Source organism: Nocardioides sp. NBC_00163, assembly GCF_045206295.1.
In the GTDB taxonomy this organism is placed as follows: Bacteria; Actinomycetota; Actinomycetes; order Propionibacteriales; family Nocardioidaceae; genus Nocardioides.
In genome coordinates this window covers 4,122,744-4,136,363 of sequence record NZ_CP108155.1, presented here as the reverse complement: position 1 = coordinate 4,136,363, position 13,620 = coordinate 4,122,744, and the positions used below count along the sequence as shown (strand labels likewise).

The following is a 13,620-nucleotide window of genomic DNA, read 5'->3' as shown; positions in this document are numbered from 1 at the left end:
ACTCAGCGAGTGACCACGCCTTACGAACTCGCCAAGGAAGCCGCCTCCGCGCTCGCGGAGAAGACCGGCATCGAGAAGCACGACATCGCGCTGGTGCTGGGCTCGGGCTGGCTGCCCGCCGCCGACGCGCTCGGCGAGGACTACACCGAGATCGCCACCACAGACCTGCCGGGCTTCAGCGCCGCCGCGGTCCAGGGCCACAGCGGCAAGATCCGCTCGATCCGCTCGGCGAGCGGTCGCAACCTGCTGGTCTTCCTCAGCCGCACCCACTACTACGAGGGCAAGGGCGTCGGCGCGGTCGTGCACCCCGTACGCACCGCCGCGGCCGCAGGCTGCTCGACGATGGTGCTCACCAACGGCTGCGGCGGACTCAACCCGTCCTGGTCTCCCGGCACCCCGGTGCTGATCAAGGACCACATCAACCTCACCGCCACCTCTCCGCTGGTCGGCGCCAACTTCGTCGATCTCACCGACCTCTACTCCTCGCGCCTGCGAGGGCTGGCGAAGCAGGTCGACTCCTCGCTCGACGAGGGTGTGTACGTCCAATTCCCCGGGCCCCACTACGAGACCCCGGCCGAGGTGAAGATGGCCGGCATCATCGGTGGTGACCTCGTCGGCATGTCGACCACCCTCGAGGCGATCGCGGCCCGCGAGGCGGGGATGGAGATCCTCGGGATCTCGCTGGTCACCAACCTGGCTGCCGGCATCTCCGACCAGCCGCTCGATCACGCCGAGGTCCTCGAGGCCGGCCGCAGCGCCGCGACTCGGATGGGCGCGCTTCTGGGCGATCTGTTGCCCAAGATCTGAGTGGTCCGCGGGGTTGGGCTGGGCCGCCGACCCTTTCTTCGAGGGTCTTCTCGACCTGCCCCGGAGTAAAGGACGGCCTGCGGCCGCCGGGTGTGGCCACGGCACACTCACCCACGGCAGGTGACCGCTCCACACCTACAGCAGACATGGGGTCTCCGCGTGAAAGAAAAGTTTCTTTCACCCCACCAACCCCACCCCGGTCGAGGCAGCATCTTGAGACGAACGAATTTTCGTTCGCCCAAGATCCCGACCCCCGTCCTTTACTCCGGGATCCGTTGAGAACACCCTCCCCGAAAGGGTCGGCGGCAAACCCCAACCACAAAACACAGAAGCCCTTCGGTCTTCCGGCACGAGATGACCTAGGGTCAGATCCATGGTCCCCACAGATCAATCTGCGCTCGTCGTCCAAGCCCGGGAATGGCTTGCCGATGACCCAGACGCACAGACCCGAGCAGAGCTCGAGAGCCTCCTGACCTCCACCGCCCCGGGGGCCGCGGCCGAGCTGGCCGACAGGTTCTCGGGCATGCTGCAGTTCGGCACCGCCGGGCTGCGGGGCGCGCTCGGGGCCGGGCCCAACCGGATGAACCGGGTGGTCGTGATCAAGGCCGCCGCGGGGCTGGCCCGCTACCTGCTCGCGACCGGCGCGCAGGGGCCGGTGGTGATCGGCTACGACGCCCGGCACAACTCCGACGTCTTCGCCCAGGACACTGCCGAGGTGATGACCGGAGCGGGCCTCCCGGCGCTGGTGATGCCGCGCTCGCTGCCGACGCCGGTGCTGGCGTACGCCGTCAAGGCACTGGGTGCAAGCGCGGGGGTGATGGTGACGGCCAGTCACAACCCGCCGCAGGACAACGGCTACAAGGTCTACCTCGGTGATGGTTCGCAGATCGTGCCGCCGGCCGACATCGAGATCGCGAAGCGGATCGCGGCGGTCGACAAGGTGAGCTCGGTCCCGCAGGGCCCGGCCGGCCAGGTGATCAGCGAGGACCTGGTCGACAGCTATCTCGACACGGTCGTCGGGCTCCTTGCCGAGGGCGGCCCGCGTGACCTCAATACGGTCTACACGCCGCTGCACGGTGTCGGCGGCGACCTGGTGAACCTGGCGATGAAGTTCGCCGGCTTCCCCGAGCCGTTGGTGGTCAAGGAGCAGGAGCGGCCCGACCCCGACTTCCCGACCGTCGCCTTCCCCAACCCCGAGGAGCCCGGGGCGATGGACCGGGCGATGGCGCTGGCGAGCAAGAAGGGCGTCGACCTGGTCATCGCAAACGACCCCGACGCCGACCGCTGCGCCGCAGCCATCCCCGTCGGCAAGAAGTGGCGGATGCTGACCGGTGACGAGGTCGGCGCGCTGCTGGCGACCCACCTGATCCGCAAGGGCGTGACCGGGACGTACGCAGCCTCGATCGTCTCCTCCTCGCTGCTCGGCAAGCTCGCCGCAGCCGCGGGGCAGGCCTATGCCGAGACGCTCACCGGCTTCAAGTGGATCTCGCGCGCGCCCGGGCTCGCGTTCGGTTACGAGGAGGCGCTGGGCTACTGCGTCGACCCCGAGCACGTACGCGACAAGGACGGCATCTCGGCGCTGCTGCTCCTGTGCGAGCTGGCGGCGTCGCTGAAGGCGGAGGGTCGCGACCTGGCCGACCTGCTCGACGAACTGGCGGTCGAGCACGGCCTGCACGCCACCACCCAGCTCTCCGTACGGCTCGAGGACCCGGCCCAGATCGCGGGCGCGATGCAGCGCCTCCGCGACCGGCCGGTGACCGCCCTGGCCGGAGCCGCCGTGCAGCAGCTCGACGACCTCACCACCGGGGTCGGCGGCCTGCCGCCGACCGACGGGATCCGCTACCAGCTGGCCGGCGGGTCACGAGTGATCGTGCGGCCCAGCGGCACCGAGCCCAAGATCAAGTGCTACCTCGAGGTCGTCGAGCCGGTCGACTCACCGGAGGCGCTGGCACAGGCCCGTACGGACGCCGAGATCGCCCTCGGGGCGCTCAAGGTCGACATCCGCGCCGCCCTCGGCGTCTAGAGGGCTAGACCACGAGCAGGACCACGAAGACGACGGCCGCGACGCCGGTGGCGGCGATCAGCGGCCAGTCCCAGCTGCGGCGTACGTCCTCGGCGAGGGCGAACTGCTCGTCGGAGTCGCGCTTGATCCGGCGCCGGTCGCGGGCGTCCTGGGCCAGCCCGTTGAGCCGGTCCTCGATGAAGTCGGCGTGGTTGCTCAGCGGGTTGTGGTCGCGCTTGACGCCCTTGATCGCCTCCCGCATCGGACGCCCGACGGCACCGCTGACGTAGGTGCGTCCGCCGGCGTAGGCGCCGAGGGTGCGGCCGACCGAGACGCTCTCCAGGGCGGCGATCGGGAAGCGCACCGTCGAGTAGAGGTGGTGGAGCACGAAGTCGCCCTCGCTGACCCCGACCCTGGTGCGGACGAACGCGGCGTACGCGACCAGCGCGAACAGCAGCCCGCCGGCCGTCGTCTCGGGGTGCCAGCCGGTGACGGCGTCGATCACGATGACCGCGACCGCGGCTCCTGCCGCGAGGAGTCCCCAGGTGGTGCTGCTGGAGTTGCGGAACCACTCCTCGGGCTGATCTTCATTCACGGCGCAAACCTTAGCCTTCGCGGGGTAGATGCATATGCTGAGCCCGTGCCTACCCCCGCAGACATCGCGAAGCTGATCGACCACACCCTCCTCAAGCCCGAGGCGACCCACGCCGACGTAGAGGCGCTGATCGCGGAGGCCGCCGAGCTCGGCACCTACTCGGTGTGCGTCTCGCCTTCGATGCTCCCGCTCACGGTGCCGGACGGTCTGAAGGTGGCCGTCGTCTGCGGCTTCCCGAGCGGCAAGCACCTCTCCTCGATCAAGGCCGCCGAGGCCAGTGCCGCGGTCGACGCCGGCGCGGACGAGGTCGACATGGTCATCGACGTCGGCGCCGCGAAGGAGAAGCGGTACCCCGACGTGGAGGCCGACATCGCCGCCGTCCGTGCGGCCGTTCCCGCCCCCACCGTGCTGAAGGTGATCATCGAGTCCGCGGCGCTCGATGACGACGAGATCGTCGGCGTGTGCCAGGCGGCCGTCCGCGCCGGCGCGGACTTCGTGAAGACCTCCACCGGCTTCCACCCCGCCGGCGGCGCCAGCGTCCACGCCGTGGAGCTGATGCGCCAGACCGTCGGCCCCGACCTCGGCGTCAAGGCCTCGGGCGGCGTACGGACCATGGAGCAGGCCGAGCAGATGATCGCCGCGGGAGCGACCAGGCTCGGGGTCTCGGGCTCGCGCGCGCTGCTGTCGGGGTCGGCCCCCGGCGCCGGCTACTGACTTCGGCCCGGCACAGGCGAGAATGCTCCGGTGCGCGCTCAGGTCATCGTCCTCGCCGGCCCCTCGGGCGCCGGCAAGTCCCGCCTGGCCGAGCGGCTCGGCCTGCCGGTCCTGAGGCTGGACGACTTCTACAAGGACGGCTCCGACCCCTCGCTCCCCCGGATCACCGAGGGTCCCAACGCAGGCCTGGTCGACTGGGACCACCCCGACTCCTGGCTCCCCGCTGACGCGGTGAAGACGATCGCGGCCCTCTGCGAGGCGGGCGCTGCCGACGTACCCGTCTACGACATCGCCCACGACGGCCGCACCGGCTGGCAGTCGCTGACCCTCGGGGACGAGCCGTACTTCGTCGCCGAGGGGATCTTCGCCCAGGACATCGTCGCCGAGTGCCGCGACGCGGGGCTGCTGGCCGCCGCGTACTGCGTCACCCAGTCACCGACGGTGACCTTCTGGCGTCGGCTCACCCGCGATCTCCGCGAGCGTCGCAAACCACCGTTCGTGCTGGTCAAGCGGGGTCTGGCGCTGATGCGCGCGCAGCCGCAGGTCGTCGCGAACGCGGTCGACAAGGGCTGCACCGCCGTCTACCCGAAGCACGGCTACGTCGCCATCGAACGACTCACAGGGCCGCGTACGCGTCCTTGATCTCGTGGATCAGGTCGACCCGCTCGTCGTAGGGGATGAACGCGGACTTCATCGCGTTGGTCGTCAATCGTTGGAGCTCGGGCAGTCCCCAGCCGAAGGCCTCCACGATGCCGGCCATCTCCGCCGACATCGAGGTGCGTGACATCAGCCGGTTGTCGGTGTTGATGGTGACCCGGAACCCGAGGTCGTAGAGCAGCCCGATCGGGTGCTCGGCGATCGACTTCGCCGCCCCGGTCTGCACGTTGGAGCGCGGGCAGAGCTCGAGCGGGATCCGCCGGTCCCGGACGTACGCGGCGAGCCGGCCGAGTCGCGGTGCCTCGCCCTCCTCGAGGGTGATGTCGTCGACGATGCGTACGCCGTGACCGAGCCGGTCGCAGCCGCAGGGGTGCACCGCCTCCCAGATCGAGGGCAGCCCGAAACCTTCGCCGGCGTGGATCGTGAAGCGCATGTTGTCGGCGGCGAGCTGCTCGAACGCCGCCAGGAACCGGCTCGGCGGGAAGCCCTTCTCCGGCCCGGCGATGTCGAAGCCGGCGACCCCGCGGTCCCGCCAGGTCACCGCGAGCTCGGCGATCTCGGCGGCGCGGGCGGCCTGCCGCATGGCGGTGAGCAGCTGGCGTACGACGATCTTCCGACCGGTGGTCGCGACGGCAGCCATGCCCTCGTCGAACCCGGTCTGGACGGCCGCGACGACCTCGTCCAGCTCGAGACCGTTGGCCAGATGGAGCTCCGGCGCCCAGCGGACCTCGGCGTAGACGACGCCGTCCTCGGCCAGGTCCTCGACGCACTCCCGAGCCACCCGCGTCAGCGCGGGCAGCGTCTGCATGACCGCCAGCGTGTGCGCGAAGGTGTCGAGGTAGCGCTCCAGCGACCCCGAGTCCGCGCTGGTCACGAACCACTCCTCCAGCGCGACCGGATCGTCCTGGGTCCCCTCCGGCAGCCGGTGACCCACCTGAGCGGCGAGCTCGACGAGGGTCGAGGGACGTACGCCACCGTCGAGGTGGTCGTGGAGCAGCACCTTCGGGGCGGCCTTGATCTGCATGTCGGACGGTTCCATGGGCCCATCATTCCGTATGCCGCTAGATTCCGGGGGTGCGCACTTTCACCACTCTCCAAGAAGTCTCCGACGCCGCAGGCACCGAGATCGGCACCGGCGAATGGCTCCAGGTCGACCAGGACCGCGTCAACGCCTTCGCTGACGCCACCGGCGACCACCAGTGGATCCACGTCGACGAGGAGCGGGCCAAGGAGGGTCCCTTCGGGGGCACCATCGCCCACGGCTACCTGACGCTATCGCTGATCCCCTACCTCGGCGTCAGCGTCTACTCGCTGGAGACCCCCGGCGCGAAGCTCAACTACGGCCTCAACAAGGTCCGGTTCCCCATGCCGGTCCTGGTCGGCTCCCGCATTCGCCCGATCATCACCTTCGGCGAGGTCACCGAGCTCCCCACCGGCCTCCAGCTCGTGGTGAAGACGACGATCGAGATCGAGGGCTCCGCCAAGCCCGCATGCGTCGCGGAGTCGGTCGTCCTGCTCCTGGCTGACTGAGGCCGGATCGGCCGAGCGCGACGGCCGCGGACCGGCACCGAAGGCATCGGTGCAGAGCTGCACCAGATGCCGTACGCCGGGCAGCCCGAGCGCCCAGCCGGCCATCGCCCAGCGGAGGTCGATGTGGTTCAGGGCCCGCGCCACCGCGGCGACGCCGCTGACCCTGACGCCCGCAGACTCGTAGGTCACCCGGTAGAGCACCTCCGGGTGCTCGGCGGCCGGCCTGATCGCGAGCCCGCGCGGCTCGTGTCGTAGGAACCAGCGGCCGACCTCCGAGCAGATCCCGCAGTCGGTAGCCACCCACAGGCTCGCGCTGTCGATCACCGCCGGGCGCCATCGGGGAACCCACGACGGCACCTCGGTCCGGTAGGCCACCCAGCGGTCCCCGAAGGCCGTCCGCAGCTGGGCGCCCTCGTGCCAGGCGGCCAGCCCGACCGAGTACGCCGCGGCCGCGACGGCCGCGACCAGCAGCCACGCGTCGCCGAACGTGAGCGCCAGGGCGACGAAGACCAGCACCATGCTGATCTGCATCGGATTGCGGACGTAGGCGTACGGGCCGGAGGTGACGAGCCGGCTCGGCGGATCGTAGGGCAACGGGGTGCCCCGGCCGACGATCGCCAGCTCGCGCATCGCGGCGACGCTCGGCAGCGCACAGACCACGGCGACCTGGACGCCCGCCGAGGTGATCACGTCCGGCCAGCGCGGCTCCGGCGCGAGCACGGCAAGCGGCCCTCCGACGATGAGGCCACCGGCGCAGAGCGCCTGCGCCCAGCCGCGGGCGACGACATGGCGGTCGAGCAGCGTCCAACGGGCCAGGAACATGGCCGGGACCAGCACAAATGCGACCGCGACCAGCTCGCCGACGAGCCAGGTCTCGCCGAGGCGTACGGCCGGAAGGGCCAGCGGCATCGCGCCCAGGTCGACCCAGACCAGCCCCGCCGCGATCCCGACGGCCGGCCATCCCGATCGCAGCAACAACGCTGGCAGCGCGCCCCACAGCAAGGCCCACGCCAGCCACAGGTCGACCGCGATGCCCTGCCACACGGCGCCGTCGACGTCGTAGGCCCACCATCCCAGCCGCTGGGCGACCAGGTTCACCGGGAGCAGCACGAGCAGCGACCAGGCGGAGGCGACGATCATCGCCGCCAGCTCGCGCTGGTTCGGCGGGCGCCGGACGCACAAGATGGCGACCGCGACGACCGGCAGCGCGAGCCCCAGGCTGCGTACGACGGCGGGGTCGGTACTCATCGCCGCACTCAGCTGCCGGCCGCGGCGGCGGCGAACGTGTCGGCGAGGTAGCCGGCCGCAAGACCGGTGGTGTGCTGCTGGAGCGGTCCGAAGTACCACGACGGGTCGTAGGTGCGTGCCCAGTCGAGGGTCCAGGTCGTCTCGGTCCGGTCGCCGACCCGGTGCCATACGACGGTCGCCGACTGCAGCTCCATCCACCGCGACAGCGTGCTGTCGGCGGTGACCTCGAAGACGACGCGCCCGGCGTCGGTGTCGATGTCGGACTCCGCGACGCGCAGCGTCATCGACCGCGGCGTCGGCTCCGCGCCGAGACCGAGCGACTTCCGGTCGTTGAACCTGACCAGCCGCCGATCGCCGACCTCGAGCCCGGATCCGGTCGCCGAGACCGGATGCGGGAACGGCACGGTCTTCAGCAGGACGGCGTCGAAGGGGCCGTACGCCGGCGGCGCGGCGAGCGCCGCTGCGTACGCCTCCGGCGACGCGTCGACCATGACCGTCGCGGAGGCGGCCGACTCGCGCGGCAGGTAGCTCACCCCGGCGACGCCCTCGATGAGGGCCGCCGCGAGCAATGGGACGGCGACCAGCGCATGGTGATGCTTCCATGCCGGCCTGGTCAGCGCGGACACAATCCAGGCGATCAGGGCGGCCACGCCGTAGATAAGCGGAGCGGCCATGATCAGGCAGACGACTCCCTCGTCCAGGAGCGGCCCGGCGAGGGCGAGCCCGATCGTGGTGACGGCGAGCGTGAGTCCGACGGCGCTCCGCGGCCGGGCGGTGAGCACCACGGTCACCGCGATCAGCGCCGGGATGCCGACGTAGAACATCGCGGTCTGCTCCAGGCCTCCGCTCGCGAGGGCCTTGGCGAACAGCATCGCTCCGAAGACGGCGAGCAGGAGGGCGGCGAGGACCAGGCGCTCGCGGCTCGGTCTCTTCTCCGCACGGGGATCGTCAGTCATGGTCCGGCTCCTTGATCGCTAGGTTTAATCACCTGATTAAAGCGTACGATAAGCACATGCCGCCACGGAAGCGAACAGCCGGGACCGAGAAAACCAGCGAGGAGACCCGCCGACGCCTGCTCGACGCCGCCGACGAGGTGCTGCGCGAGAAGGGCTACGCCGGCGCCTCGGCGCGCAACATCGCCACCGCCGCCGGGGTCACCTCGGCGCTGGTCTTCTACCACTTCGGCGGCGTCGACCAGCTCCTGCTGGCGGCGATGGACCGTGACACCGCCACGCGGATGGAGGCGCACCGCGCGACGATGGCGGAGGTGCGTACGGTCGAGGAGTTCACCGCCGCCGCGGTCACGATCTACCGCACCGACCTGGAGCGCGGGTCACTGGCGAAGTTCAGCGAGATGATCGCCGCCGCGGTCACCAACGAGGACCTCCGCAAGGAGATCACCGAGCGCGCCGAGCCGTGGCTCGACTTCGTCGCCGAGCACTGGGACCGCGTCACCCGCGGCACGCCGCTGGGCAAGCTGCTGCCCGCGCGCGACGTGGCCAACGCGGCGATCACCTTCTACCTCGGCGTCAACCTGTTCTCCGTGATCGACCCCGACCGCCGGCGCACCGAGGACGTCTTCGCCCTCGCCCAGCGGCTGGCGCCACGGGCGAAGCTGCTCACCATGAAGCTCCCCGGCCGCAGGTAGACCTCAGGAGTAGTCGGCCCACAGACGCTGGGTCGTGCTGTCGACGGTCATCTCGCCGCCGTAGGGCACGATCCACTGCGGCCGGGTGTGCCCGAACGGTGGGCCGACGACGACCACCGCGTCGGGGTTGTAGCGGGCGACGGTCTCGATCGCCGCGTCGCGCTGTTCGGCGCGCTTGGCGGCACGCTCCTCGGCGCTTGGCCGGCGTTCGAAGTCGGAGGTCGGCGGCCGGGCGACGATCACCGCGTCGATCGCCTCGAGCAGCCCGCGCTCACCCAGCGAGCGCGCGATCCAGCCGAACTCCTGCGCCGGGATGAGCTCCTCGGAGGTCTCCAGGAGGAGTACGCCGCCTTCCAGCACCCCCGGGTCGGCCGGGAAGCGTCCGGCGGTCAGTGCCCACTGGAGGATCTCGATGCAGCCGCCCCAGGTGCGTCCGGTGACCTCGCGGGCCGGGCCGGCCCAGGTCCACGGCTCGGTCGCGTCACGCTCGCCGTACTCGGTCAGCGCGCGTGGGTCGTTCCAGTCGCGGCCGATGTCCTCGGACTCCCCCGGCTCGGTGATCTCGAGGGTCTCGCCGGTGAGGAGCGCAGCCTTGAGCGAGGCCTCGTGAACGGGGTCGAGCGCTGGTCCCGGCCCCAGGTGGACCTGCGTCGAACCGCCGTGGAACGCGGCGACGCCGTTGGTCCACAGCCAGTTGAGGAGATTGGTGTTGTCGCTGTAGCCGAGGAACGGCTTCGGGTCGGCCCGCACCAGGTCGGCATCGAGGTGAGAGATCACGGTGATCTGGTCCTCGCCCCCGATGGTCGCCAGCACCGCCCGGATCTCCGGATCGCAGAAGGCGGCGTTCAGGTCGGCCGCCCGCTCCTGCGGCGTCGCACCGACCTTCCGCGTCGTCGGATACTCCACCGGCACCAGCCCGGTCACCTCGGTCAACCGCGTCAGCGCCTGCTCGTGGATCGCGGGTGCCACCCCGGGTGCGGCGAACGAGGGTGACAGCACGGCGACCTTGTCGCCCGGAACGGCCTTGGGTGGCTTGACGATCTTCATGGATGAAGTCTGGCCTCCGGCAGTGGCCCGAAGCGACCGGTTATCTCTGTCCCTCGGCTCGAGACCAGCGGTGAATCAGCCGATGCGGTCGAGGATCAGCGGCGTCGGCTCGTACGCAGCCCCGTCCTCGATCTCGTAGCCACCCTCCAGCGCGGCCAGCGCACGATCGAAGCGCTCAGGGGTGTCGGTGTGGAGGGTGAACATCGGCGTACCAGCAGCGACGGAGTCGCCCGGGCGAGCGTGCCAGGTGACCCCGGCCCCGGCCTGGACGGCGTCCTCCTTCCGCTCCCGCCCGGCGCCGAGGCGCCAGGCAGCGAGCCCGACGGCCATCGCGTCGAGCCGGGTGAGGACACCGGACGTCGGCGCGGTGACCACGTGGGTCTCGCGGGCGACCGGCAGCGGCGCCGACGGATCGCCGCCCTGGGCCGAGATCATCGCCCGCCAGGCGTCCATGGCCTTGCCGGAGGCGAGTACGTCGGCGGGGTCCGGGCCGGACACACCCGCAGCGGCCAGCATCTCCCGGGCCAACGCGACGGTGAGCTCGACGACGTCGGCGGGTCCGCCGCCGGCCAGGACCTCGACGGACTCGGTGACCTCGATCGCGTTGCCGGCGGTCAGGCCGAGCGGGGTGGCCATGTCGGTCACGAGCGCGACCGTGTTGACGCCCGCGTCGGTGCCGAGATCGACCATGGTGCGCGCCAGCTCCTGCGCGGAGGCGAGCGTCTTCATGAACGCCCCGGCGCCGACCTTGACGTCGAGGACCAGCGCCCCGGTGCCCTCGGCGATCTTCTTGGACATGATCGAGGAGGCGATCAGCGGGATCGACTCGACGGTGCCAGTGACGTCGCGCAGCGCGTACAGCTTGCGATCGGCCGGGGCCAGCCCCTCACCTGCCGCGCAGATCACCGCGCCGACCGACCCGAGCTGAGCCAGCATCTCCTCGTTGGACAGCGACGCGCGCCAGCCGGGGATCGACTCGAGCTTGTCGAGCGTGCCGCCGGTGTGGCCGAGCCCGCGCCCGGACAGCTGCGGCACCGCCACGCCGCACGCGGCGACCAGCGGCGCCAGCGGCAGCGTGATCTTGTCGCCCACGCCTCCGGTGGAGTGCTTGTCGGCGGTCGGCCTGTCCAGGGAGGAGAACGACATCCGCTCGCCCGACGCGATCATCGCCGCCGTCCACCGCGCGATCTCGCGCCGCGACATCCCGTTGAGCAGGATCGCCATGTTGAGTGCCGACATCTGCTCCTCAGCCACGACCCCGGCCGTGTAGGCCGCGATCATCCAGTCGATCTGGGAGTCGCTCAGCTCGCCACCATCGCGCTTGGCGAGGATCACCTCGACCGCATCATGTTCCGCCATGCGGACAGCGTAAGGCGCGACTGCCGCAGGTCCGCTACCGGACGACGCCCCTCACCCACGACCGCCCGGAGAAGTGGTCACTTTGGGCCTCCTCGAGCCCACGGAGACAGCCCAAATTGACCACTTCTCGTCGGAGCTTCAGGTCCGTAGCGCCTCGACGACGTCGGCTCCGAGCTCTTCCAGTCCCTCGATCTCGACACCGGATCGGAGGATGGTCACCTGCACGTACGAACTGCCCCCGATGTGCTCCACCCTGTTGTGAACGGTGCCCGCCCCGGCCTCGGCCTCGGCATTGTCGTTCTCACCGGCCCGGACCTCGGTGGCCGCACACCACTTGTCGGGCACCTCGTCGTAGCTTCCCTCCGGGATACCAGGGCCCTGAGGCATCATCGCGAAACCTTTCAGCGCACCGCAGCGAAGCGACACGAAGCGCTCCGGGTCCTCCTCCATCCGCGCGGCGGGTCCGGTCTCGCCGATCGTCGTGAGGCTGACGAGAACCGAGGTGTCCCCTGCGGGGGTGGCGCCTCGGAACGAGCACAGCACGACGCCGTCGACCGAGTCCGTACGTCGTACGTCGCCGACCTGGCTGAGCTCCGGCGGCAGCACGTCAGACACCTTCGAACAGACGTCGGGAGGAGGAGTCCCGGCCTCGCTCTCGTCCGGTCCGAGCAGCGCGACCGCGCCACCGACCACACCAGCGACCACAGCGATGGCGACCGCTGCTCCACCGATCAGCGGAAGCACGACCCGTGACATCGCAGAGCTTCCCGACGTCATGACAGCTCGCTCTCTGCGGCGTCGAGGATCTCGACCAGGCGTACGTCGAGTCGTGGATGCTCACTCCCGTCGGGCCTCACCGTGAGACTGAGCGAGTCCGTGAGCATCCGGCCGGCCCACCCGATCCTGCTCCTGGACGCCGTCACGACGCAGGTGTCATCGTCTTGCTCACCCGGCAGAATCACAACGCCCGCCGCTCGCTGGCCGTCATGACAGTCGCGCACCCAGTCGATGAGGGGATGGAGGTTCCGCAGCTCGATCTCGAAGCTCGCCTCGGGCCTGTGCCCGAACTCCTCCGAGGCGGGGTTCGCTTCCGTGAGGGTGCAGGTGCCGCCGTAGTCCAGACCGAAGGCGTCGCCCGACAGGTCGTCGCCGACGTAGTCCATGCCGAGCTTCTCGGCGATCCGGTAGCAGTAGTTCTCACCGACCAGCGCCTCGATGTTCGGCCGCTCGTCATCGCTACCACCGCTCGCCGCGCGCGCGAGCACGAAGATCCCTGCTCCGATCAGACCGACGACCAGGCCACCGGCGATGCCGACGACGAACCAGACCCACCGGGTCGTTCCGGGCGGCTGCTGCGGAGTCGGTGGATGGGCGGGCGTTGCGTACGTCATGGTGACCTCCGAGAATGTGGCCGTTCAACCTGGCAGCACGCAGTTCGGTTACGCGAGGTTCTCCGGGCCGAAGGCGTCGGGAAGGACCTCGGACATCGGCCTCACGCCCGAGACGGTCATCAGCAGCAGCTCCGGGCCACCGTTCTCCCAGAGCAGCTGACGGCAGCGGCCGCAGGGCATGATGACCTCGCCGGAGCCGTTGACGCAGACGACGTGGGTGAGGCGGCCACCGCCAGTCATGTGCAGCGAGGAGACGAGCCCGCACTCGGCACACAGCGTCACGCCGTAGGCGGCGTTCTCCACGTTGCAGCCCTTGAGCAGGCGTCCGTCGTCTGCGTATCCGGCCACTCCGACGGGGTAGTTGGAGTAGGGCGCGTACGCATGTTTTGCGGCCTCCACCGCTTGCGCACGCAGGCCTTCCCAGTCAAAGCCCTCTGCGGCGTACGTCTGCTTCTCGGTCATGGTTCGACCTTAAAGCCTGTCCGGACAACCAAGCACAAGCTACGAGGCTTAGGCTTCGTCGAGATCAAAAGTTGGTAACCGTTCGCGTAATCCCTGGCAATGCTCGGTCTTTGGGGAGAACGTTCGGACATGAATGTCCTTTGCGCCGCGCTTCGCGGAG

Annotated in this window: 14 protein-coding genes and 1 pseudogene; 6 read left to right on the top strand and 9 right to left on the bottom strand. The window is 70.2% G+C overall.

Annotated features, from left to right (window positions below):
* The first annotated feature begins 9 nt into the window (after window positions 1-9).
* Together OG801_RS19815 and OG801_RS19810 are read left to right on the top strand one after the other, a co-directional pair.
* Window positions 10-807, top strand: a complete 798-nt coding sequence (locus OG801_RS19815) for a purine-nucleoside phosphorylase (RefSeq protein ID WP_355019726.1) — start codon at window positions 10-12, stop codon at window positions 805-807.
* 373 nt (window positions 808-1,180) lie between these two features.
* Window positions 1,181-2,830, top strand: a complete 1,650-nt coding sequence (locus OG801_RS19810; RefSeq protein WP_355019725.1) for a phospho-sugar mutase — start codon at window positions 1,181-1,183, stop codon at window positions 2,828-2,830.
* Window positions 2,831-2,834: 4 nt separating this feature from the next.
* Here OG801_RS19810 and OG801_RS19805 read toward each other — a convergent pair whose 3' ends face one another.
* The gene (locus tag OG801_RS19805; RefSeq protein WP_406030763.1) at window positions 2,835-3,404 is read right to left on the bottom strand and encodes a hypothetical protein; all 570 of its coding nucleotides are present in this window, start codon (window positions 3,402-3,404) and stop codon (window positions 2,835-2,837) included.
* A gap of 45 nt (window positions 3,405-3,449) precedes the next feature.
* Here OG801_RS19805 and deoC point away from each other — a divergent pair, with 45 nt between their 5' ends.
* Both deoC and OG801_RS19795 read left to right on the top strand, forming a co-directional pair.
* The gene (deoC, locus tag OG801_RS19800) at window positions 3,450-4,118 is read left to right on the top strand and encodes a deoxyribose-phosphate aldolase (protein WP_406030761.1); all 669 of its coding nucleotides are present in this window, start codon (window positions 3,450-3,452) and stop codon (window positions 4,116-4,118) included.
* A 30-nt stretch (window positions 4,119-4,148) separates the two neighbouring features.
* On the top strand, window positions 4,149-4,760 hold the full coding sequence (locus OG801_RS19795) for a uridine kinase (RefSeq protein WP_406030759.1): 612 nt from the start codon (window positions 4,149-4,151) through the stop codon (window positions 4,758-4,760).
* On the opposite strand, the gene OG801_RS19790 is transcribed toward OG801_RS19795, so the two are convergent.
* Window positions 4,735-5,814, bottom strand: coding sequence for an adenosine deaminase (locus OG801_RS19790; protein WP_355019721.1), 1,080 nt, complete (start codon window positions 5,812-5,814; stop codon window positions 4,735-4,737). The two genes, OG801_RS19795 and OG801_RS19790, sit on opposite strands and share 26 nt — an antisense overlap.
* A 35-nt stretch (window positions 5,815-5,849) precedes the next feature.
* On the opposite strand from OG801_RS19790, the pseudogene OG801_RS19785 reads away from it, so the two are divergent.
* Window positions 5,850-6,140: pseudogene (locus OG801_RS19785) on the top strand (MaoC family dehydratase); the annotation flags it as partial.
* Here the strand turns inward: OG801_RS19785 and OG801_RS19780 are convergent.
* Both OG801_RS19780 and OG801_RS19775 read right to left on the bottom strand, forming a co-directional pair.
* A complete protein-coding gene (locus OG801_RS19780; RefSeq protein ID WP_406036288.1) occupies window positions 6,048-6,935 on the bottom strand; it encodes a methyltransferase family protein in 888 nt (295 codons plus the stop codon). The pseudogene OG801_RS19785 and the gene OG801_RS19780 sit on opposite strands and share 93 nt — an antisense overlap.
* 626 nt (window positions 6,936-7,561) lie before the next feature.
* On the bottom strand, window positions 7,562-8,509 hold the full coding sequence (locus OG801_RS19775) for a hypothetical protein (RefSeq protein WP_406030757.1): 948 nt from the start codon (window positions 8,507-8,509) through the stop codon (window positions 7,562-7,564).
* Between the two features lie 56 nt (window positions 8,510-8,565).
* On the opposite strand from OG801_RS19775, the gene OG801_RS19770 reads away from it, so the two are divergent.
* Complete coding sequence (locus OG801_RS19770; protein ID WP_406030755.1) at window positions 8,566-9,201, top strand: TetR/AcrR family transcriptional regulator; 636 nt, start codon at window positions 8,566-8,568, stop codon at window positions 9,199-9,201.
* 3 nt (window positions 9,202-9,204) lie between these two features.
* Here the strand turns inward: OG801_RS19770 and OG801_RS19765 are convergent, their stop codons facing one another.
* The 5 genes from OG801_RS19765 to OG801_RS19745 form a co-directional block, all read right to left on the bottom strand.
* The gene (locus OG801_RS19765) at window positions 9,205-10,248 is read right to left on the bottom strand and encodes a S66 peptidase family protein (RefSeq protein ID WP_406030753.1); all 1,044 of its coding nucleotides are present in this window, start codon (window positions 10,246-10,248) and stop codon (window positions 9,205-9,207) included.
* Between the two features lie 75 nt (window positions 10,249-10,323).
* Window positions 10,324-11,607: a thymidine phosphorylase gene (locus OG801_RS19760; RefSeq protein ID WP_406030751.1), complete on the bottom strand. Its 1,284-nt coding sequence runs from the start codon at window positions 11,605-11,607 to the stop codon at window positions 10,324-10,326.
* A 138-nt stretch (window positions 11,608-11,745) separates the two neighbouring features.
* Entirely contained in the window at window positions 11,746-12,363 is a 618-nt protein-coding gene (locus tag OG801_RS19755; protein WP_406030749.1) for a hypothetical protein, read from the bottom strand.
* A 17-nt stretch (window positions 12,364-12,380) separates the two neighbouring features.
* Window positions 12,381-12,998 carry a hypothetical protein gene (locus tag OG801_RS19750; protein ID WP_406030747.1) on the bottom strand — a complete coding sequence of 206 codons (618 nt, stop codon included), beginning with the start codon at window positions 12,996-12,998 and terminating at the stop codon, window positions 12,381-12,383.
* Between the two features lie 48 nt (window positions 12,999-13,046).
* On the bottom strand, window positions 13,047-13,460 hold the full coding sequence (locus OG801_RS19745; RefSeq protein ID WP_355019714.1) for a cytidine deaminase: 414 nt from the start codon (window positions 13,458-13,460) through the stop codon (window positions 13,047-13,049).
* Window positions 13,461-13,620: the final 160 nt, after the last annotated feature.

Bases quoted from the DNA above. Each gene is read 5' to 3' on its own strand.
- OG801_RS19810 (WP_355019725.1), top strand. From the start codon at position 1,181: ATGGTCCCCACAGATCAATCTGCGCTCGTCGTCCAAGCCCGGGAATGG.
- OG801_RS19790 (WP_355019721.1), bottom strand. From the start codon at position 5,814: ATGGAACCGTCCGACATGCAGATCAAGGCCGCCCCGAAGGTGCTGCTC.
- OG801_RS19780 (WP_406036288.1), bottom strand. From the start codon at position 6,935: ATGCGCGAGCTGGCGATCGTCGGCCGGGGCACCCCGTTGCCCTACGAT.
- OG801_RS19775 (WP_406030757.1), bottom strand. From the start codon at position 8,509: ATGACTGACGATCCCCGTGCGGAGAAGAGACCGAGCCGCGAGCGCCTG.
- OG801_RS19770 (WP_406030755.1), top strand. From the start codon at position 8,566: ATGCCGCCACGGAAGCGAACAGCCGGGACCGAGAAAACCAGCGAGGAG.
- OG801_RS19765 (WP_406030753.1), bottom strand. From the start codon at position 10,248: ATGAAGATCGTCAAGCCACCCAAGGCCGTTCCGGGCGACAAGGTCGCC.
- OG801_RS19760 (WP_406030751.1), bottom strand. From the start codon at position 11,607: ATGGCGGAACATGATGCGGTCGAGGTGATCCTCGCCAAGCGCGATGGT.
- OG801_RS19755 (WP_406030749.1), bottom strand. From the start codon at position 12,363: ATGTCACGGGTCGTGCTTCCGCTGATCGGTGGAGCAGCGGTCGCCATC.
- OG801_RS19750 (WP_406030747.1), bottom strand. From the start codon at position 12,998: ATGACGTACGCAACGCCCGCCCATCCACCGACTCCGCAGCAGCCGCCC.
- OG801_RS19745 (WP_355019714.1), bottom strand. From the start codon at position 13,460: ATGACCGAGAAGCAGACGTACGCCGCAGAGGGCTTTGACTGGGAAGGC.